The organism is Paenibacillus sp. KS1 (assembly GCF_001680695.1).
Classification (GTDB): domain Bacteria; phylum Bacillota; class Bacilli; order Paenibacillales; family Paenibacillaceae; genus Paenibacillus_B; species Paenibacillus_B suaedae.
The window spans coordinates 62,354-81,417 of sequence record NZ_MAIS01000013.1 but is presented as its reverse complement, the minus strand read 5'-3'; the positions used below and the strand labels follow the sequence as shown (position 1 = coordinate 81,417).

Sequence of the window (19,064 nt, the reverse complement as noted above, 5' to 3'; positions counted from 1 at the left end):
AATGAACGAGATGTATGTCGATCGTGTTCCGCCGCAGAACCTGGAGGCTGAGCAAGCCGTTCTCGGTGCAATATTGCTCCACTCCGAAGCGATGATCACGGCGATGGAGCGGATTCAGTCCGAGGACTTCTACAATCCGGCCCATCAAATGATCTATGAGGCGATGATCGAGCTGGGCGAAGACAACCAGCCGATTGACCTTGTAACGCTTACAGCGAAGCTGAAGGATAAGCAGCAGTTGGAAGACGTCGGCAGCGTGTCTTATTTGACGAAACTGGCCAATGCGGTGCCAACCGCAGCCAACGTCGATTATTACGCGCAAATTATTGAAGAAAAGTCAATGATGCGACGTCTCATTCGGACTGCCACGCAAATCGCAAGTGAAGGCTATACAGGCGGCGAGGATGTCTCTGGATTGCTTAGCGATGCGGAACGACGTATCTTAGAAATTTCGAATCGCCGCTCTTCGAGCGGCTTTATCGCGATTAAAGATGTGTTGATGGAAGTCTATGATAAGGTTGAGACATTAAGCCAGCAGACTGGCGGAGGGACGACCGGAATTCCATCAGGCTTCCCTGATTTGGATAAGATGACATCGGGTTTCCAGCGCAGTGACCTTGTCATTGTGGCTGCTCGTCCGTCTGTCGGCAAGACAGCCTTCGCCTTGAACGTAGCCCAGAATGTTGGCGTTCGTGCGAAGGAGACGGTAGCGATATTTAGTCTCGAGATGTCCGCGGCACAGCTTGTACAGCGTATGGTCTGTGCTGAGTCCAATGTTGATGCAGGACGACTCCGTACAGGAGCGCTTGAGGATGATGACTGGGAGAAGCTGACGATGTCCATCGCAGCCTTGTCCGAGGCAGAGGTCTACATTGATGATACACCAGGGATAACGGTGGCGGATATCCGTGCCAAGTGCAGACGTCTTAAGAAGGAACATGGTCTTGGCATGATTCTGATCGATTACTTGCAGCTGATTCAAGGACGCGGCAAGCCAGGCGAGAACCGCCAGCAGGAAGTATCCGAGATTTCACGTACACTGAAGCAGATTGCGCGTGAGCTTGAGGTACCTGTTATTGCCTTGTCCCAGTTAAGCCGGGGCGTAGAGCAGCGGCAGGATAAGCGTCCGATGATGTCCGACCTTCGGGAATCGGGTTCCATCGAGCAGGATGCTGATATTGTTGCATTTTTGTACCGTGATGATTACTACAATCAGGATACGGAGAAAAAGAATATTATCGAAATTATTATCGCTAAGCAGCGTAATGGTCCAGTAGGTACGGTGGAGTTGGTGTTCTTGAAGAACTTCAACAAATTCGTCAGCTACGAAAGGAATCATCAGGACGCCTCTGCGGGATAATAAGCGTAAAAGAAAGCGAACGTTGTTTTCCGAACATTTGGTTAAGGTCGGATATCAACGTTCGCTTTTCGTTGACTTTGCACTATTTGACTGATAAACTAGGTATGCTGCTTGGAGCGAATGCTTGAAAAAGCAGTGAATAACGGTGTGTAAACACCCGACGGGGGTATGAATATGTCTACAGTAGTCGTCGTAGGAACCCAATGGGGAGACGAGGGGAAAGGGAAAATCACTGACTTCCTCGCCGAAAGCGCCGACGTGGTTGCGCGTTATCAAGGTGGTAACAATGCGGGACACACGATCTTGATTGATAACAAGAAATATAAGCTGAGCCTGATTCCATCCGGTATTTTCTACACAAACAAAATTTGTGTAATCGGTAATGGTATGGTCATCAATCCAAAGGCACTAATCCAAGAGATTGAATATATTCACGAAAATGGTTTCTCTACCGATAATCTTCGCATTAGTGATCGTGCGCATGTCATCATGCCGTATCACATGGTGCTGGACGGTCTGGAGGAAGAGCGCAAAGGCCCGAACAAGATTGGAACGACCCGCAAAGGGATCGGACCTTGTTATATGGATAAAGCAGCTCGCAACGGCATTCGTATTGTCGACTTGCTCGACAAGGATGTATTCGAGAAGAAATTCCGCCACTTGGCAAATGAGAAGAACGAGTTAATCAGAATGTACGGCGGCGAAGAGCTGGATATCGAAGCTACGTTGCAGGAATACTTCGAATATGCAGAATTCATTCGCAAGTATGTGGTTGATACCTCGGTTGTACTTAATGATGCAATCGATGACGGCAAGAAGGTATTGTTCGAAGGTGCGCAGGGCGTTATGCTCGATATCGACCAAGGTACGTATCCGTTCGTTACTTCTTCGAACCCAACAGCTGGCGGTGTCTGCATCGGTTCTGGTGTTGGCCCATCCAAGATTGAAGAGGTTATCGGCGTAGCGAAGGCTTATACGACTCGCGTAGGTGATGGTCCGTTCCCAACAGAGCTGAACAATGAGACAGGCGACTTCATCCGTGAAGCTGGCCATGAGTACGGTACAGTAACAGGCCGCGCACGTCGCGTAGGCTGGTTCGACAGTGTCGTCGTACGCCATGCCCGTCGCGTGAGCGGGATTACAGGCTTGTCCCTGAACTCGCTTGATGTATTGACTGGACTGGAGACAGTTAAGATCTGTACGGCTTACAAGTGCGGCGATGAGATTATCGAGCACTACCCAGCAAGCTTGGATATGCTTGCGAAGTGCGAAGCAATTTATGAAGAAATGCCAGGCTGGTCGGAAGACATCACAGGCTGCAAGACGCTTGATGAACTGCCTGAATCAACACGCAACTATGTGAAGCGCGTATCGGAGCTGACAGGTATTCCGATCTCGATCTTCTCCGTTGGCCGCAACCGCGAGCAGACGAACCAAGTGCGTTCTATCTACCGCTAATTGCAGCATGATATAGAAACGAAACGGCTTTTCCTTCGGGAAGAGTCGTTTTTTTTGTACATAATTGGGCATACTAAGCAGTAAATGACTGTGAGCCGGCAAGGATCCCGAATACAAGATAGAGGAAGAAGAGTCATATTAGAGGCTGCTAGTACTCTATTATACGCAATCGGGCACGAGGGAGGGCATATTGCCCTCGCGTGACAGCATGAGCTGGCTGGGAGGTAGTATAGATGCGCTTAGTGTGGCGTGTGATGCGGTTAGCAATGACGATATTGGTCGTAGGTATATTATCTAGCTTATTAACGGTTGGAACGACAGCGATCGTAGTCGATCGATATATTCAGACTGCCTTGAATAATTTCCATATCCCGATAGAACGGAAGCCGCTGACACTGACCTCCATGTGGGGTGTTCTGCTTGGCTCTGATGTACAAACGGCTAGTCAATCAAATAATAAGTCTACAGGTACGAGTCAGAATGGGATAACGGGAAATAGCGGGAACCATACAGAGCGAATCACTACTAATAGTCAGGAATCGGGATTGAATCGGAATGGGCAGGGAACAACTGAGACGAATGGCGGCGGAACGACAGGATCCCCATCTGCTGGAGGAAATGAAAGTGAAAGGGGATCAACTCCAACGCCTGATGGCGCTTTGCCGGTGATGGGGGGCATAATATCCGGTCAGGAATCGAAGGGTCGGGAGGCGATTATAGTGCCGCCTGACGCGATAGCGAAGAGCAAGGAAGAGTTGTCGAAGGAGAAGAAGGATCAAATCTTCGCAACCTTGATGAAGAAGCTCCCGCAAGAGGATTGGCAGCGTATTTCTACCTTAATGGAGGGGGGACTAACTTCCAGTGAGGTTATGGAAGTCGAACAGATTCTCGCGAAGCATCTGAATGACGAGGAATTTAAGGAGATGAGGGAGTGGATGGTGGGAGAAACGAAGGCGAAGGATACTGCCAGCACTACAGACGGATCAAATGCGAAGGAAAGCAAGACAGAAAGCCCGGGAACACCGTAGTCTGATTCATAGGCTTCACGAAGAACATCTTTGTGAGAACATATGCTGAATAAACCGATTAAAAGGATTGCATAATAAACGCGAAAGTGGCCATCTCCTAAGGAGATCACATTTTCGCGTTTTTGTTTTGGGAAAGTAAGGGGTGTAAGGATGAACAACGTCCAAAGAATGACGAATTCGGTCAAGTTGCAATGTACTTTCGACCTATGGTACATTAAAAAAAGATGACAAAACGTTAACTTTTGTAAATTTTCATAGAAAAAGATCACATTACGTATGAGAATATAGGCATTGTATTCGCAAAGGAGACCATCATGGAACGTTTCAACGGAAATCGTCGGGAGGAAAAGGAACAAATGAATGATCGCAACCGATGGCAACAATGGACGGCTGCATGGCGGGAACGGTTGACGAGGAATCCTGCAACCCGATGGATGACAAAGAGGAAAAGAACGATTGTATTCGCAATGAGTGGCATGGCATTGGCTGCATCTGCAGTATGGGGAGGCATTACCTATGTACAAGCTAATACGATACCTTTTTATCACGTATACCATCAGAATGAACTGGTGGGCACGGTGTCTGCTCTAGAAGATGTCGAGCAATATTATGCAGCTCGGCTCCAGAAGGAACAGGCTAAGTATCCGAATGCCCATATGAAGATAAATCGAGAGGGAATTCGAACGATTGAGGATTCCGGATTCAAGGCGAAGCCGACAACGGAAGCAACGTTAGCGAAGCTCGATCAATTGACACCTGCTTATGCAGAGGGTGTAGAGCTGAAGATCAACGGCGTGACAGTCGGATATGTGAATGACGAGGCTACGGCCGAGAAAATATTGAAGCAGGTAAAGGCGAAGTACACTCCATCTGCATCGAACAAAGGGAATGCGAAGGAAGTGCGCGTATTAGCTGCGCCTATGCGCTCTGCAAAGGCCACGAAAGCCGTATCACGCTTGGAATCTGTTAGTTTCCGCGAGCGTGTCAGCACGGAAAATGCCAATATTAGCCCAGACCAACTGATGACGCAGGATGAGGCGATTAGCAAGCTGACGACAGGCCTCACGAATAAGCTCCAATATATTGTGAGGGCAGGAGATACCGTTTCTTCAATTGCAAATAAGATGAATGTCTCTATGGATGCGATCTACCATAACAACCCGACTGTCGGGGAGGAACGTCTGCAGGATGGACAAATTCTTAATTTGACGGATACGAAGCCGCTTATTACCGTGAAGACGGTTGAAGCTTATAGCGAGTATTTGGTGACTGAACCGCAGAAGATGATCAAGGAAGATCCGAATATGCGCTCTGGGGAGTCCAAGGTTGTCCGCAAGGGCAAACAAGGATTAAAGCGCATGTCTTATCGCCTGGTGAAGGACAACGGCAAGCTATCCCACGAGGAATGGATTGAGCAAGAGGTTGTCGAGCCTGCCATTCCGGAGATTGTCATTCGCGGTACGAAGGTCGTGCGCGGCGAAGGGACAGGCTCCTTCGATTGGCCTGTGAACAGTGCAACCTTGACAAGCGGATTCGGCAAGCGCTGGGGCCGCATGCACAAAGGGATCGACATGGTATCCCCGGATCGTTCGATTATGGCTGCTGATGAAGGCGTCGTACTGTTTGCGGGCGTGAAGAACGGGTATGGCAATTGCATTATCGTTAACCATCGCAATGGGTACAAAACCTTGTACGGCCACCTGAGCAAAATTAATATTAATGCCGGCGATATTGTGGAGAAGGGTCAAGATATTGGCGTAATGGGCAATACGGGCGATTCCACAGGTACACATTTGCATTTCGAAATTATTAAAAATGACGAAGTGCAGAATCCTCTTAAATACTTATAAACGCAAGCTAGACGGGACGAATCGGATGTCCCGTCTTTTTTATATTTAGATTGCCGCGTTATGCCGTCTTCTCCAACGTTTGGGTTCGGGATGTAGAGACAATTATGGTAAAATAGAGTGACATAAGGACTGGCTGCATGCAGAACGGAATTTGTGACTGTATTAGTACGTGACAGGAAATGTGAAGGTAGAGGGAGAGGTGCGGATTCGTGTACGGCAAAATTCTCGTTGTAGATGATGAACAACCGATTGCAGATATTTTAAAGTTTAATTTGGAGAAGGAAGGCTACGAGGTCATCTGCGCCTTCGATGGGGGAGCTGCCGTTGATTTGGCAATATCGGAGAAGCCGGATCTTATGCTTCTTGACTTGATGCTGCCCGTGAAGGACGGGATGGATGTGTGTCGTGAGGTGCGTCAGCATTTGCATATGCCTATTATTATGCTGACGGCGAAGGACACAGAGCTTGATAAGGTATTAGGCTTGGAAATGGGAGCTGATGACTATGTGACGAAGCCGTTCAGCACGAGAGAGCTGCTGGCCCGGGTTAAGGCTCATTTGCGGCGCCAAAACAAAGTCTCTACTCCGGATCCAGAAGAGGATGCCGAGACATCTGCCGCAGAGAAGCAGGGCATGAAGCTGCATGAGCTGCTCATAGATACGGACATGTATGTAGTCTATAAGAATGGAGCTATGCTGGATTTGACGCATCGGGAGTATGAACTGCTGTTCTACTTGGTGCGCAATGCTGGCAAGGTCATGACACGCGAACACCTGCTGCAGGCAGTGTGGGGATATGAGTATTTCGGAGATGTGCGCACGGTGGATGTAACGATACGCCGCCTGCGCGAGAAGATTGAGGATGATCCGAGCAAGCCGGAATATATCATTACACGGCGCGGATTGGGATATATGATGCGCAATCCGCGGAGTGGAGGATTCTAGTGAAGCGGGGACTGGGTCGATTTTTTCGCACCATTCAGGCGAAGCTGATTATTATCTATGTGCTGCTTATCCTAATTGCGATGCAGCTCATCGGTGTCTACTTCGTCAGTTCGATGAAGCATACGCAGACGACCAACTTCACGAAGGAGCTGCAGAACACAGCAGAGCTCATGTCTATTTACGCGGGTCAGACGCTGAAGGGCGATGAGACGCTGGACGATGAGCAGACGCTGGAGACGCTCAATAAGTTCGTGCGCAGCTTCATCAATATGAATGGCGTGGAAATACAGGTATTGGACGTAACGGGAAAGGTACTGACGACATCTGTGCCTACTCATATGGAATATGTAGGACGCAAAAATACAGAGACAGTAGTGAATCGGGCCCTGCAGGGCATGCGTGATAACCAGGAGGTTATCATTGATGAGGACAATGTGCGCAAGCAGGTGCTGGCGAAGCCCGTCTACTCCAATGGGAAGCTCGTTGGGGCCCTGTACATTGTCGCATCGATGAAGGAGCTGTACGCGACAATTGAGGGGATCAATCGGATCTTCCTCTCGGGGATGGCGATTGCACTTGGGTTGACGGCCGTACTGGGTGTCATTCTAGCCCATACCATTACACAGCCAATCAAAGAGATAACGAAGCAGGCGACGAAGGTGGCGGAAGGGAACTTCGCAGGACAAGTTCCTGTGATGGGCACCGATGAGATTGGCCAGTTGAGTGAGGCATTCAATTATATGACGAGGCGCTTGCAGGAAGCGCTGAATGCGAATGAGGAAGAGAAGGAGAAGCTGGCATCCATTCTGACGAATATGAGTGACGGCGTTGTCGCGACTGATGAACAGGGTCAAGTCATTCTCGTCAACAGACGGGCTTGCAAGCTGCTCAATATCAAGCAAGGCGAGGTTGAGGGCAGTCCAATGTCCGAGGTGCTTCGTGTGCCGCAGGATCAGATCGATGAGATGGTGGACGGCAAGCTGAACTGGATGCTGCTTCCTCGAACAGAAGAACATGAGGGTGATGAAGATAGCGAGACAATCCTGCGCATATCCTTCACCCCGGTTCATCGCCGTGGGGAAGGTATGACAGGATCGATTGTCGTGCTGCAGGATGTGACGGAGCAGGAGAAGCTGGAGCAGTCTCGCCGCGAGTTCGTAGCCAACGTGTCACATGAGCTGCGGACGCCGCTGACGACGATTAAGAGCTATGTTGAGGCATTAGGCGACGGCGCGCTGGAAGAGCCGCAGCTTGCAGGGCGCTTCGTTGGGGTTATACAGAACGAGACGGAGCGCATGATTCGTCTCGTTACGGATTTGCTGCATCTGTCGCGCCTTGATTCGAAGCAGGCGAAGCTGCGCAAGCAGGTGACGGATATGACTGAGATGCTGGAGGATGTCATCGACCGATTCTCCTTCCAGTTCCGCAATAAGGGAATTGCTGCGTCAGTTGTCATTGATCCGGACATCGGCAAGGAAGGCTTAGTGATGATCGATCGGGATCAGATCGATCAATTGCTGGATAACCTTGTGTCCAATGCGGTGAAGTATACGCCAGACGGCGGCGAGGTGAAGCTGGTTGCGGTTCTGGATTCTTCTCGCAGCATGCTTCATGTATCAGTGCAGGATAATGGGCTGGGCATTCCACAGAAGGATTTGGAACGAATATTTGAACGATTCTATCGGGTAGATAAGGCTCGTTCGCGCAATATGGGCGGTACGGGACTAGGCTTGTCCATTGCCCGGGAAATTGTGAGAACGCATGGTGGGGATATATGGATTGAGTCGGAATGGGGCGCAGGTACGCAAATTACCTTCTCGCTTCCGTTGACATCGATGAAGGCGGAAGGGAGTGAGGCTGACGAATGGTAGAGCGATTTAAGACGATGCTGCTAACATTTCTTGTGCTGTTAAGCTTGCTGCAGAGCTTCTTCCTTGCCTATAGCATGCCGAACTTCGATGTACGCAAAAAGTCGACCAGCGACTACATTACGACCGATCCACTCGGGCCTGAGGAGAAGGTAGAGAATCTAATCTTCCCGGAACAGCTGGTTCTTCATCTCGGAGGAAATAAGCATACCATTCTATATCCAGGCATGACGTTCTATAACATTATTGTGAAACGGCTGCAGGGACGCTCGTATGATGGGTTCCAATACCGCTCGCTTTCTGCGGTGGATTGGAATCGAATACGCGAGGAGAATGAGGGAGTGGAACTGCTTTTCCACGCGCCTATCCCAGTGAAACTGCTGCAGAAGGTGTTTCCGATCGGTGATGATTCTTCGCTTATGAATGAGAGTATTCGTCGAATATGGCTGTATACGACGAAGGATACGAAGGAAGTCCGCGTCTTCTTCTTCAATGCGAAGGGGGACGCTGTCTATGAGTCGACCCGAGCAGACTTGACCGAGCAGGATGTGAAGCAACAGGTCGAATTCGGACGGTCTTGGACGCCTTATAAGTTGGTTAACGGGTCATATTATGTTCCAGAACAGCCGATTGAACTGCTTGAGGTTACGCTTCCTTATGATCGAATTACGGCAGAGCAGATGCAGCGCAGCCTGTTCAATGATCCTACCGTTACGAAAAATATAGAGACTGGGAATTCCGAAATTTATACCGACGTTAAGCGCGGCTTGGAAGTGAATCGGGGCCTTCAATGGCTTATCTACTCCGATCCTGTCGTGCAGACGGAAGGGCAGCAGGATATTGCTTCTGATGTCACGGCAGCAGTCCGCTTCATCAACCAGCATGGAGGCTGGAATGGCAGATATCGTGTCACCTTGCCGGACAATGAGAAGAGGGATGTGCTGAACGGAGCAACCAGTGGATTAGGGACAGCCTTTCGATTCCAGCAATATTGGGGCTCTTACCCGATTGTCAATACAAGTCGCTTCCGGTTCGGGTATATGCAGGTTACGATGCAAGAGGGCACGGTTACGAGTTATGAGCGTTCTCTTGTACAACTTCATCAGCGTGCAGAGAAGAAGGAAATGCGCCAACTGGTGGTTGGAGATGCCTTACTTCAAAAATTGAATGCACTCAGCCAGGAGAAGCCAATCGTAGGAGTTGACCCGGTATATATCCCTGAGCTTGGGAAGGAGACGGTTCGGCTGCTGCCTGCATGGCAGGTAAAGTACAAGGATGGGTCGACCGCATTGCTCGATGGATCTGTTAAGAAATGAACGTAAGATCGTATCTCAGAAGGGAGGAGTCAAATGGATTGGGGTCGGGCGAAGAATATATTGATCTATGCTTTTCTGCTGCTCAATATTGTGCTGGGCTATCAGCTCTGGCAAGAGGTACGCGACCAAATGCATTCCGAGCTGGATTGGACCTCCCTGTCTGATGCGGCGAAGAAGATGATGGAAGTAAAAAAGATTCAAGTTACAGCCAAGATTCCTTCAGAGACACCCGCCTTACGTGAAATCACGTACCGATTCGTGAAGCGGGGCGATCAGATGGAACCGCTCAAGCAGCCGCAGGATACGAAGATCGTATTTATGGAGAATGATTTGATCAAGTCCCTGCAAGGGGATATTCCTCATATTGAGATGTACCGGTATGACCCATTGACGGGTAGAAATGGAACATTCGTCTTGTATCAGCGGCTGCCTAATGGCCTGCCGATATTCGAAGTGACATTGGAGCTGGCACACAGCCAGCAGAAGATTAAGGGGTTCCGGCAGCAGTATGTTGAGTTGATTGAAGCTAAGGAGAGCAAGGAGCAGAAGATCTTGCCGGCTTCTCAAGCATTGGAGCATGTGATCTTGAGCGCCTTAATGTCAGGGGCCGTCGTTAAGGATGTGCAGCTTGGCTACCACGGTCAAATATTCGATGCGGCCAATACACAGGTGGCAGCGCCGTCTTGGCGCATCCTCTTGGAAAATGATGAAGTGTATTATGTGAATGCGATAAGTGGAGCAATTGATACTCCGCAAGAAGGAAAGAAGGAGAACGATAGATGAGTATGCGATTTTCAGTACTGTCGAGTGGATCAACAGGCAATGCAACGGTCATTCAGAATGAAGACGCAACTGTGATGATCGATGTTGGTCTAAGCTGCAAGCGGACAGAGCAGCTCCTGGAGGAACAGGGGCTCTCGGGCAAGCAGATTGACGCCATATTCGTCACGCATGAGCATTCTGATCACATTAAAGGCCTTGGAGCCTTCTCACGCAAGCACAGCGTGCCGATCTATGCCAACGAGAACACATGGGAAGCACTAGAGAAGCATGTAGGTGAAATTGCAGACGAAAATCGGATTGTCATGCAAACGGGGGAAGCGCGCGATTTCGGGGATCTGCGCATAGAATCATACGGTATCTCTCATGATGCTGCCGAGCCGGTGGGTTATAAGTTCTATGAAGGCGAGACAAAGCTGAGTGTGACAACGGATTTAGGTTATATGAGCGATAAGGTTCGAGATGAGATTATCGATTCGGATGTACTTGTGCTGGAATCGAACCATGATACGGAGATGCTTCGTATGGGGCGGTATCCATGGAATATTAAGCGACGGATTCTAGGAGATATGGGGCACTTGTCCAATGATGCGGCAGGCGAGGCGCTGTGCGAGATTGCTACGGGTAATACCCGCCGCGTATACTTGGCGCATTTAAGCCGGGATCATAATATGATGGATCTCGCCCGCATGACTGTGAAGGGAGTCATGGAAGACAACGGTCATTTTTACAAAGAGAGTGAACTGCAATTAAGAGATACGTATTATGACAAGCCTACGGCATGGGATACGGTTCATGCGAAGTCTGTGGTTCGTCTGTAAGCCATCTATCCAGATCGTTGGCCTTCTGGGAGATATCTTCCTGCGTAATCAAGCCTTTCTCCACGAGAAGCTCCATGAGGGTGGATAAAGCCAAGGTGAGACGGTATTGATCTTCCTTCATATCAGCTAATTGTCCGACTAGGTCGATGTCTGACCAGATTGTGCTTGAAGTCGTCATAAATCTAGTTCTCCTTTCTATTAGGGGAGGGAGATTGTTTCTCTCAATTCCCTGTTTGTATGATAGAATATGTACAAGCTTGCAAATCTATTACATTTCTTTTACATGACAAGCTCATAGTGTGCATTAATATATAGTGTTGACGATTTTCAGCCATATCATTCCGTGGTGTAATGATGCTGCGAAGGCAGTGGTTCAACCCGTGGATCGATCCCGGTTGGAGGGTTGAGGGGAGTTGTTCGGATGAGCTTGTTTGATGATGATTTTTTCTCGACAAAGGTATCTGGCAAGGTAAAGCGCAGATGGCAGGAGCGAGAGACAGGAACGGGATGGACACTGGGCAAGACAACTCAATCCGGCCGCAGGTGGTCCACCGTCCAAGTGGCTATCGTAAGCTCGGTGATTAGTGCCTTGTCAGCCGTTATTTTATATAGCTGGATTGTGGGAACAGGTTCAGTCACACAGCCTGTGGCCATTAATCGCACAGGGACGGTTGATCCCTATGATCGTATTGTGACTGTAGCCGATAAGGTTGGCCCTGCGGTGGTCAGCATTGTCAATGAGCAGAAGCGAGTGGCAGCAGAGGCTGATGAAGAGAAGGACACGAATCTAGGATCAGGGGTCATCATTAAGCGCGATGACGGCAAGGCGTTCATCCTGACGAATGAGCATGTCGTACAGGGGGCGGATAAGCTAGAGGTGGTGCTCTCGAACGGGCAGCGCAAAAATGCAGAACTCATTGGCAAGGATCGGGTAATGGATATTGCCGTTCTTCTTATTGATGATGCAGGTGTATCCACGGTGGCAGAGATTGGCGATTCACGCCGTCTGCGTCTCGGGGAAACCGTCGTCGCAATCGGCAATCCACTTGGCTTAGGCGGTTCACTGACAGCTGGCATCGTTAGTTATACGAATCGACTTATCCCGGTATCCTTGAACCAGGATGGTGTATATGACTGGGAGCAGAGGGTCATTCAGACGGATGCGGCAATTAATGAGGGCAACAGCGGCGGCGCACTCGTGAACTTGCAGGGGCAGGTTATTGGCATCAATACGATGAAGATCGCGACGACTGGCGTTGAGGGCCTTGGATTTGCGATTCCTACGAATGAAGTGATGACGGTAGTAGACGAGATTATGAAGACTGGCAAGGTTATTCGGCCTTACCTAGGTGTATATACGGTCGATCTGACGAATCCTTATGCTCCGATTACCGAGGAGCAGCGCAATGATCTGAAGCTTCCGCAAGACGTGAAGAACGGAGTTATTGTACTGGAGGCGACGGGGCCGGCGAAGAAGGCAGGACTGAAGCTGAATGATGTGATTGTCCGCTTCGATAATGAAACGATCGGTCAGACCCGGGATCTGCGCAAATATTTATATGAGAAGAAGAAGGTCGGCGAGACGATGGAAGTTCACTTCTATCGCGAGGGCAAGCTGATGATGACGACTGTGCAGCTTGAGGATAAGCCGCAGCAGGCCGGATAAACTAAGTGATATCCAAAGATGGGAAAATCAAATGTCTTCACCCGTACCGGGCCTATTTATGTTATGATGGACGTAATAAGACAGCAAGATAAGCGAGAAAGAGGGAACGACATGTACGTAGTCTGTAAAGAGCATGTAGAATTGGCAATTGACAATTTTGTAGATGAGTTCGAAGATGCCCCCGACGTTGTCGATCTGGATGGCGTTGAATTCAGTGATTGGGAACGGCCAATCAAGTGCTGTATGGATTGCGAGCAAGAGGCGAAGTTTCTAGTCGTGTAATCTTGTCGTAGGATGAATGATCCTGTCCGTTTCATGAAGGTTCGGGCACAATCGTTCATACACTTCAATTGCGTGTATAGAACAAGGGCACACCCCCGAAGTGGGGATGCGCCCTTGTTTTTTTGCGTTGTTCCATATGGAATCAAATGAAGCTCGTTATTATTTGATATTCAGCTTATCCTTCACCTTAGTAGGAAGCTCATCCTTGCTTACTTCTTCGTAGGCGGTGACACGATCCGTATCTTTTACATATACACGTAAAAACGCATGCTCTTTAAATTTGCGGTTTTCCCCTGTTTTCATAAAGGTGAGCTTCAGCTCATTGCCTTTCTCATCGAATGCGGGTAGGGTATATTCCCCATTGTCATTAGGATCGCCAACGGTTTGGACATAATATTGCTGCTTGCCGTTTCGATTGTAGTCACAGCCGACAAGAATGCTTGCAAACAATGTGATGACTGCGAATAAAGCAATTAGTCTCTTCATGATGCAGATACCTCCGAGTTTACGTAGTTCTAGCATTTATCATAACAGCAACAAAGAACAGGACAAATCGATTTACCCAACACAGCCTTACAGTTCTGTCATGTGGCAAGTGAAGGAAAAGCGAGTGAATAGGGGAGCATTGAACAACTTATGAACATGCTGCGCAGGGTTGGTGATAACGTGGATGAATATGTGGATAAGGGGCGTTTGGGCGGTAAAATACAATTATCCACATGTGGATAGTGAAAAACTATAAATATTCGGGATAACGACAGCATTCGTCTGTCGTAAATTGAATATGCACAGTAAGTCTTATACATAATTAGGTATGATTTTTACACACGATGAGGAAATTCATTCTTGCAAAAACTAATATGATTAGTTAATATATAATTAACATTAGTTAGAGAGGGATGGTCATCCATGCGTATGCGTAAGCAAGGTCATATTATTCAACTGTCTTTCCTGCCACGCTTGTTTCCTGTGAATTGTTATCTCGTTGAAGAGGAGAATGAGCTGACACTAGTGGATGCTGCTCTTCCTTATAGTGCTGCTCGTATCTTGAAGGCGGCTAAGCAAATTGGAAAGCCAATTACACGTATCTTGCTTACTCATGCACATGGTGATCATATCGGAGCATTGGATGCCTTGAAGCAGGAGCTTCCTCATGCGAAGGTGATGATTTCAGCGCGTGATGCCAAGCTGCTGCAGGGGAACTGCTCATTGGAAGATGGTGAGGCAGCAACTCCTATTCGTGGTGAAGTGCCGAAGGAAGGGGCAATTCGTACGAAGCCGGATGTTCTGCTCCAAGACGGTCAGATGGTAGGATCTCTGCGTGCCGTGCTTGCACCAGGTCACACGCCAGGCATGATGGCCTTCTATGATACGAGAGATAGTGCGCTGATTGCTGGCGATGCTTTTCAAATTCGAGGAGGAATCGCAGTATCGGGGATGCTCAAGCCGTTGTTCCCATTCCCAGCTATGGCGACTTGGAATAACGATGCTGCGCTGGCAAGCGCAATCAAGTTGAGGGTGTTACAGCCTACTCTACTTGCAGTAGGACATGGAGTGATGCTTATGAAGCCGACATCTCAAATGGATCGCGCCATTCAGGAAGCAGAACGGAAGTGGGGAGCGGTATCTATGAACGGCAACGCTGTGAAGTAGAATGGACGAAGAGAAGTGGCCAATGAAGCACGATGTTGAGAGAAACATAGATGAAAATAAAAGTTTCGATTGGTAGTGGTGTTTTATCGAACTACTTACAAACGGATGCAAGTCACCCATAGGAAAACGGTTACAAGCGTTCTGTCAATGAGATAGGGCGCTTTTTTGTGTCTAAAAGGTGTCGTTTCTTGCAAATTCATTTTACTGGAAGTATAATAGCAAGAATGAGTGACCGAAATTCACATTTAGTTCTGTAGTTCTAGAACCTGTTCGTAATCGCCTCTTTGCAGAAAGGAGGAATCCGTATGATCGTAGATCGAAGAAAGAGGATTATAGAGGCAGCAACACAGTCATTTTCATTATATGGTTATAAAGGCAGTACAATGGATCAGATAGCGAGACTTGCACATGTGGGCAAGGGGACGATTTATCGTTTTTTCCCAACAAAAGAAGAGCTGTTGGAAGCCATTATGAATAGATTCATTCAAGACATACTGGAAGTTGCACAGTCATCCGTTCAGCCAGAGAGAACCTTCACAGAGAATTTGCACCGTACTCTGCACAATGTGTTGGAATTCCGATCCAAGCATGAGATGATGGTTATTCTCTCACATGAGATGCGGGAGATGGGGACCGAGATTGTGATGTCTGAGATGAGCAAGGTGGAAGATGCGCTTCAGCACTTTGTGAAAGAGCAGGTAGAGCTGGCTATTGATTCAGGCGAGCTGCAGAGTTGTGATGCTGAGCTGACTGCTTTCCTATTTATTAAGACTTACGCAGCGCTTGTAGTGGAATGGCCGAAGCGTGCGAAGGCTATTCATCAGGATCAAATTCCTCATTTGCTTGAATTCTATTTGCTGAATGGTGCAGCTCAGAAGGGGATTGCTAGAATTGGATAACGCATTACATATTATAAGTAGAACGGTGGTGGCAGTGGGATGAAGAACATCTTACACATTTATAAAACGGATCTTCGCAACATTATTACAAATCCTGCTGCAATTATTGTTATTTTAGCAGTAGTGATCCTGCCCTCCCTATATGCATGGTTCAACATTCTCCCGTCATGGGATCCGTACTCCAATACGAAGGATGTATCGGTTGCGGTTGCGAACTTGGATAAGGGCGCCAAGGTAGAAGGCAAGGATCTTGATGTTGGAGCAAAGGTTATTGAACAGTTAAAGGAAAATGAGAAGTTAGGCTGGAGATTTGTTACGAAGGATGAGGCAATCAATGGGGTCAATCATGGCGATTATTATGCAGCCATTGTTATCCCAGAGGATTTCTCTGAGAAGATCTCATCCGTCATCTCGGATCATCCAGAGAAGGCACAGCTTGATTATTATATTAATGAAAAGATTAACGCGATCTCGCCGAAGGTTGCGGGGGCAGGAGCCTCGACGCTGGTGTCGAACATTAGTAGCAACTTCGTAGAGACGGCGAACAAAGCGATATTCGATATTTTCAATGATGTCGGCCTTAAGCTTGAAACGAATGAGCCGGACATTAAGAAGCTTAGAGATAACATCTTCAAATTGGAGGAGAAGCTGCCGGAGATCGAGAAGCTGATGAAGACAGGCCAAGTTGATATCATCAAGGCGAAGGACTTCATTAGCAAGGCAGAGTCTGCCATTCGTGTCATCAAGCGCTACGAGAACCGACCGGATTCGGTAATTACAGATGCGGAGAATATGCTCGATAAGGGCAGTGATTCCTTCCATAAGGAAGTACCGGTTGTCAAAGACAATCTGCGGAAGCTTCAGGGTGTCGCAACAGATACATCGAAGGTCGTGGAGAATATCATGAACTCTGACTTCGATCTTGGCAAGGTAGAGACAGAGCTGGCTAAGAAGAGTGTCGAAGTGGAGTCTGGGATGAATTCCTTGCAGCGCCTCATTACGACGGTTGAAGATGTAGATCGGAATTTGAAGAATAATGGTCTGTTTGATAATGTGCTCACGTCCTTGACTGACGCGAAGCAGGGCGCGGAGGATCTGAAGACGCGTCTGGATGAAGCACAAAAAACCGTAGAGTCTGCGAAGTCGATTGCAGATGATAAGCTGAGGGATATTCGCAATAAGGCAATCGAAGTCAACTCGATTCTGGATAAAGCCAGAACAAGCTTGAATTCACAGGTTGCGCCGACGGTATCGAAGGCATTCGATGATGCAGAACGATTAGGCAAGACGTATCGAGAGCATCTCGGTCAGCTGCAGGAGAAAGTTGATCGCGTCAACAAGCTTATTCAGGGCAGTGCGACGGATGCTTCATTAACCGACAAGCTGAATGCAGCTGTCGAGGATATGACGAATCAGTTGAAGCTCACATTAGGCTCCTTAGAGAAGTACAAGGATCAGCTGAATAAGCTGGCTCAAGTGACAGGCATAGACACTGATCTGCTGATTGCTCAATTGAAGGGCATGGAGACGAAGCTCACACTGCTGCAGGAGCGATTGGCTGGTGGCAGACAGATTGGCGCAGAAGCGGCAGCAAGAGCAAGTGAGGTCGTTGCTCAGCTCATTAGCGATTATGATAATGGAATTAAGCCGCGATTCCAAACGATCCGCGGGGATATGCAAGCATTGAATCGTGATGCTTCGAAGATGATCGATAAGATGCAGGACAGCACTCGCAATGTTATCGAAATGACAGATAAGATCATGAACCGCAATACGGCGGACAAGGTAATCGATCAAATCAATAATGCAAAGAAGCACATCAGTAACGGGCAGAACCTGGCGGATAAAATTATCGACTCAACAGAGAAAATGAAGCAGACTGTGGATGATGGTGCCATTACAGACATCGTCGATAGTATGTATAAGGTAAAAGGGAAACTGGCAGATTTGTCGGATATGCTGAAGCGTGCGAGTGAAGCGGCTGGCAAAGCGAATCAACCGACGAAGGATGCGCTGCAGAAGATATATGATTCCTCGAAGGATACGAGCGCGTCCATTGATAAAGTAATCGGGAAGATCGATTCGGATGTTGTACCTGCCTTCGACAAGGGTGTCAAAGATTCTCGTAAAGGCTTGGATTTCATCAAGAACGTGAAAAAAGAAATGTTCTCAATGATTCCAGAGGTCGAGGCCCAACTGGCTGATATGAAGGGCAAGATTCACACGGGGGAAGATGGACTGGATGAATTCAGTGACAAGTTCCCAGAAATCAAAAAGAAAGTAAAAGATATTGCATCCAAAATCCGTGAATTCGAAGAAAAAGGTGATCTGGATCAAGTCATTGACTTGCTTCGTAAGGATGCGGCTAAGGAAAGCCAGTTCTTCGCGGAGCCGGTATTGCTTAATCAGCATGAACTGTTCCCTGTACCGAATTACGGTTCAGCGATGTCACCGTTCTTCTCGACATTGGCATTGTGGGTCGGCGGCTTGCTGCTCATCTCCATGCTGATTGTAGACATCGAGAACAAGCATGACTATAAGAGCTACCAAGTGTACTTCGGACGCTGGCTGACCTTTGTGACGATCGGTATATGTCAGAGTATGATCGTGACACTGGGAGACATGTTCCTGCTCAAAACCTATGTCGTGCACAAGTTCTGGTTCTTCGCGTTCGGGATTTTCATCAGTATCATATTCGTCAGCATCGTCTATACGTTGGTATCGGTATTCGGTAATGTAGGTAAGGCGTTGTCCATTGTATTGCTTGTGTTCCAATTGGCGGCCTCAGGTGGTACATTCCCGATTCAAATGACGCCGAAGTTCTTCCAGAAGCTGAATCCGTTCCTGCCGTTCACACATGCAATAGGCATTATGCGTGAGGCAGTCGGGGGGATTCTATGGGATGTTGTGACGAAGCATGTACTTATCCTATTGATCTATATCGGAATTGCCTTTGTACTTGGTATAGGCTTGAAGAAGACAATTAATAAGAACAGCGATAAGTTCTTGAAGAAAGCGAAGGAAAGTAAGCTGTTGTAGGCTTGTAGATTTGCAGGCGAATAGTCTTTAGTGGAACAGTAAGAGGTTTTATTAGGGTAAATGGTAAATAGTCGTATTATGCAATCATCATATAGATTAA

16 protein-coding genes are annotated in these 19,064 nt (G+C 48.1%); 14 read left to right on the top strand and 2 right to left on the bottom strand.

Annotated elements, in window-relative coordinates; genetic code table 11:
- Position 1: 1 nt before the first annotated feature.
- The 9 genes from dnaB to BBG47_RS06700 all read left to right on the top strand — a co-directional run bounded on the left by dnaB (position 2) and on the right by BBG47_RS06700 (position 11,425).
- The gene (dnaB, locus tag BBG47_RS06740) at positions 2–1,360 is read left to right on the top strand and encodes a replicative DNA helicase (RefSeq protein WP_021257531.1); all 1,359 of its coding nucleotides are present in this window, start codon (positions 2–4) and stop codon (positions 1,358–1,360) included.
- A gap of 174 nt (positions 1,361–1,534) precedes the next feature.
- Positions 1,535–2,818, top strand: a complete 1,284-nt coding sequence (locus tag BBG47_RS06735; RefSeq protein WP_028533236.1) for an adenylosuccinate synthase — start codon at positions 1,535–1,537, stop codon at positions 2,816–2,818.
- Between the two features lie 233 nt (positions 2,819–3,051).
- The gene (locus tag BBG47_RS06730; RefSeq protein ID WP_065291082.1) at positions 3,052–3,846 is read left to right on the top strand and encodes a spore coat protein; all 795 of its coding nucleotides are present in this window, start codon (positions 3,052–3,054) and stop codon (positions 3,844–3,846) included.
- A gap of 314 nt (positions 3,847–4,160) precedes the next feature.
- Positions 4,161–5,696, top strand: a complete 1,536-nt coding sequence (locus BBG47_RS06725) for a peptidoglycan DD-metalloendopeptidase family protein (protein ID WP_065291081.1) — start codon at positions 4,161–4,163, stop codon at positions 5,694–5,696.
- A 209-nt stretch (positions 5,697–5,905) separates the two neighbouring features.
- A complete protein-coding gene (yycF, locus tag BBG47_RS06720) occupies positions 5,906–6,640 on the top strand; it encodes a response regulator YycF (RefSeq protein WP_065291080.1) in 735 nt (244 codons plus the stop codon).
- A gap of 80 nt (positions 6,641–6,720) precedes the next feature.
- Entirely contained in the window at positions 6,721–8,511 is a 1,791-nt protein-coding gene (gene walK / locus BBG47_RS06715; protein WP_483310701.1) for a cell wall metabolism sensor histidine kinase WalK, read from the top strand.
- Positions 8,505–9,824: a YycH family regulatory protein gene (locus tag BBG47_RS06710; protein ID WP_065291078.1), complete on the top strand. Its 1,320-nt coding sequence runs from the start codon at positions 8,505–8,507 to the stop codon at positions 9,822–9,824. The genes walK and BBG47_RS06710 overlap by 7 nt, the downstream gene beginning before the upstream one ends.
- Positions 9,825–9,857: 33 nt before the next feature.
- A complete protein-coding gene (gene yycI / locus BBG47_RS06705) occupies positions 9,858–10,607 on the top strand; it encodes a two-component system regulatory protein YycI (RefSeq protein WP_028533239.1) in 750 nt (249 codons plus the stop codon).
- A complete protein-coding gene (locus BBG47_RS06700) occupies positions 10,604–11,425 on the top strand; it encodes an MBL fold metallo-hydrolase (protein WP_065291077.1) in 822 nt (273 codons plus the stop codon). Before yycI ends, BBG47_RS06700 begins: the two co-directional genes overlap by 4 nt.
- On the opposite strand, the gene BBG47_RS06695 is transcribed toward BBG47_RS06700, so the two are convergent.
- A complete protein-coding gene (locus BBG47_RS06695; protein WP_065291076.1) occupies positions 11,379–11,603 on the bottom strand; it encodes a hypothetical protein in 225 nt (74 codons plus the stop codon). The two genes, BBG47_RS06700 and BBG47_RS06695, sit on opposite strands and share 47 nt — an antisense overlap.
- Before the next feature lie 243 nt (positions 11,604–11,846).
- Here BBG47_RS06695 and BBG47_RS06690 point away from each other — a divergent pair, with 243 nt between their 5' ends.
- Positions 11,847–13,091 (top strand): S1C family serine protease, encoded by a 1,245-nt coding sequence (locus BBG47_RS06690; RefSeq protein WP_065291075.1) that lies wholly within the window; start codon positions 11,847–11,849, stop codon positions 13,089–13,091.
- Between the two features lie 111 nt (positions 13,092–13,202).
- Positions 13,203–13,373, top strand: a complete 171-nt coding sequence (locus tag BBG47_RS06685) for a CxxH/CxxC protein (protein WP_005545397.1) — start codon at positions 13,203–13,205, stop codon at positions 13,371–13,373.
- A gap of 159 nt (positions 13,374–13,532) precedes the next feature.
- Here BBG47_RS06685 and BBG47_RS06680 read toward each other — a convergent pair whose 3' ends face one another.
- Positions 13,533–13,859, bottom strand: a complete 327-nt coding sequence (locus tag BBG47_RS06680) for a YxeA family protein (RefSeq protein ID WP_021257521.1) — start codon at positions 13,857–13,859, stop codon at positions 13,533–13,535.
- A 423-nt stretch (positions 13,860–14,282) separates the two neighbouring features.
- On the opposite strand from BBG47_RS06680, the gene BBG47_RS06675 reads away from it, so the two are divergent.
- The 3 genes from BBG47_RS06675 to BBG47_RS06665 all read left to right on the top strand — a co-directional run bounded on the left by BBG47_RS06675 (position 14,283) and on the right by BBG47_RS06665 (position 18,964).
- Complete coding sequence (locus BBG47_RS06675; protein WP_065291074.1) at positions 14,283–15,026, top strand: MBL fold metallo-hydrolase; 744 nt, start codon at positions 14,283–14,285, stop codon at positions 15,024–15,026.
- A gap of 305 nt (positions 15,027–15,331) precedes the next feature.
- Positions 15,332–15,925 carry a TetR/AcrR family transcriptional regulator gene (locus BBG47_RS06670; protein WP_065291073.1) on the top strand — a complete coding sequence of 198 codons (594 nt, stop codon included), beginning with the start codon at positions 15,332–15,334 and terminating at the stop codon, positions 15,923–15,925.
- A 39-nt stretch (positions 15,926–15,964) separates the two neighbouring features.
- Positions 15,965–18,964, top strand: a complete 3,000-nt coding sequence (locus tag BBG47_RS06665; protein ID WP_065291072.1) for a YhgE/Pip domain-containing protein — start codon at positions 15,965–15,967, stop codon at positions 18,962–18,964.
- Positions 18,965–19,064 lie beyond the last annotated feature (100 nt).

Excerpts from the sequence above, each read along its gene's own strand:
- BBG47_RS06700 (WP_065291077.1), top strand. The coding sequence starts at position 10,604 with ATGAGTATGCGATTTTCAGTACTGTCGAGTGGATCAACAGGCAATGCA.
- BBG47_RS06710 (WP_065291078.1), top strand. The coding sequence starts at position 8,505 with ATGGTAGAGCGATTTAAGACGATGCTGCTAACATTTCTTGTGCTGTTA.
- walK (WP_483310701.1), top strand. The coding sequence starts at position 6,721 with ATGCAGCTCATCGGTGTCTACTTCGTCAGTTCGATGAAGCATACGCAG.
- BBG47_RS06670 (WP_065291073.1), top strand. The coding sequence starts at position 15,332 with ATGATCGTAGATCGAAGAAAGAGGATTATAGAGGCAGCAACACAGTCA.
- BBG47_RS06695 (WP_065291076.1), bottom strand. The coding sequence starts at position 11,603 with ATGACGACTTCAAGCACAATCTGGTCAGACATCGACCTAGTCGGACAA.
- BBG47_RS06680 (WP_021257521.1), bottom strand. The coding sequence starts at position 13,859 with ATGAAGAGACTAATTGCTTTATTCGCAGTCATCACATTGTTTGCAAGC.
- dnaB (WP_021257531.1), top strand. The coding sequence starts at position 2 with ATGAACGAGATGTATGTCGATCGTGTTCCGCCGCAGAACCTGGAGGCT.
- BBG47_RS06730 (WP_065291082.1), top strand. The coding sequence starts at position 3,052 with ATGCGCTTAGTGTGGCGTGTGATGCGGTTAGCAATGACGATATTGGTC.
- BBG47_RS06735 (WP_028533236.1), top strand. The coding sequence starts at position 1,535 with ATGTCTACAGTAGTCGTCGTAGGAACCCAATGGGGAGACGAGGGGAAA.
- BBG47_RS06685 (WP_005545397.1), top strand. The coding sequence starts at position 13,203 with ATGTACGTAGTCTGTAAAGAGCATGTAGAATTGGCAATTGACAATTTT.
- BBG47_RS06690 (WP_065291075.1), top strand. The coding sequence starts at position 11,847 with ATGAGCTTGTTTGATGATGATTTTTTCTCGACAAAGGTATCTGGCAAG.
- BBG47_RS06725 (WP_065291081.1), top strand. The coding sequence starts at position 4,161 with ATGGAACGTTTCAACGGAAATCGTCGGGAGGAAAAGGAACAAATGAAT.
- BBG47_RS06675 (WP_065291074.1), top strand. The coding sequence starts at position 14,283 with ATGCGTATGCGTAAGCAAGGTCATATTATTCAACTGTCTTTCCTGCCA.
- BBG47_RS06665 (WP_065291072.1), top strand. The coding sequence starts at position 15,965 with ATGAAGAACATCTTACACATTTATAAAACGGATCTTCGCAACATTATT.
- yycI (WP_028533239.1), top strand. The coding sequence starts at position 9,858 with ATGGATTGGGGTCGGGCGAAGAATATATTGATCTATGCTTTTCTGCTG.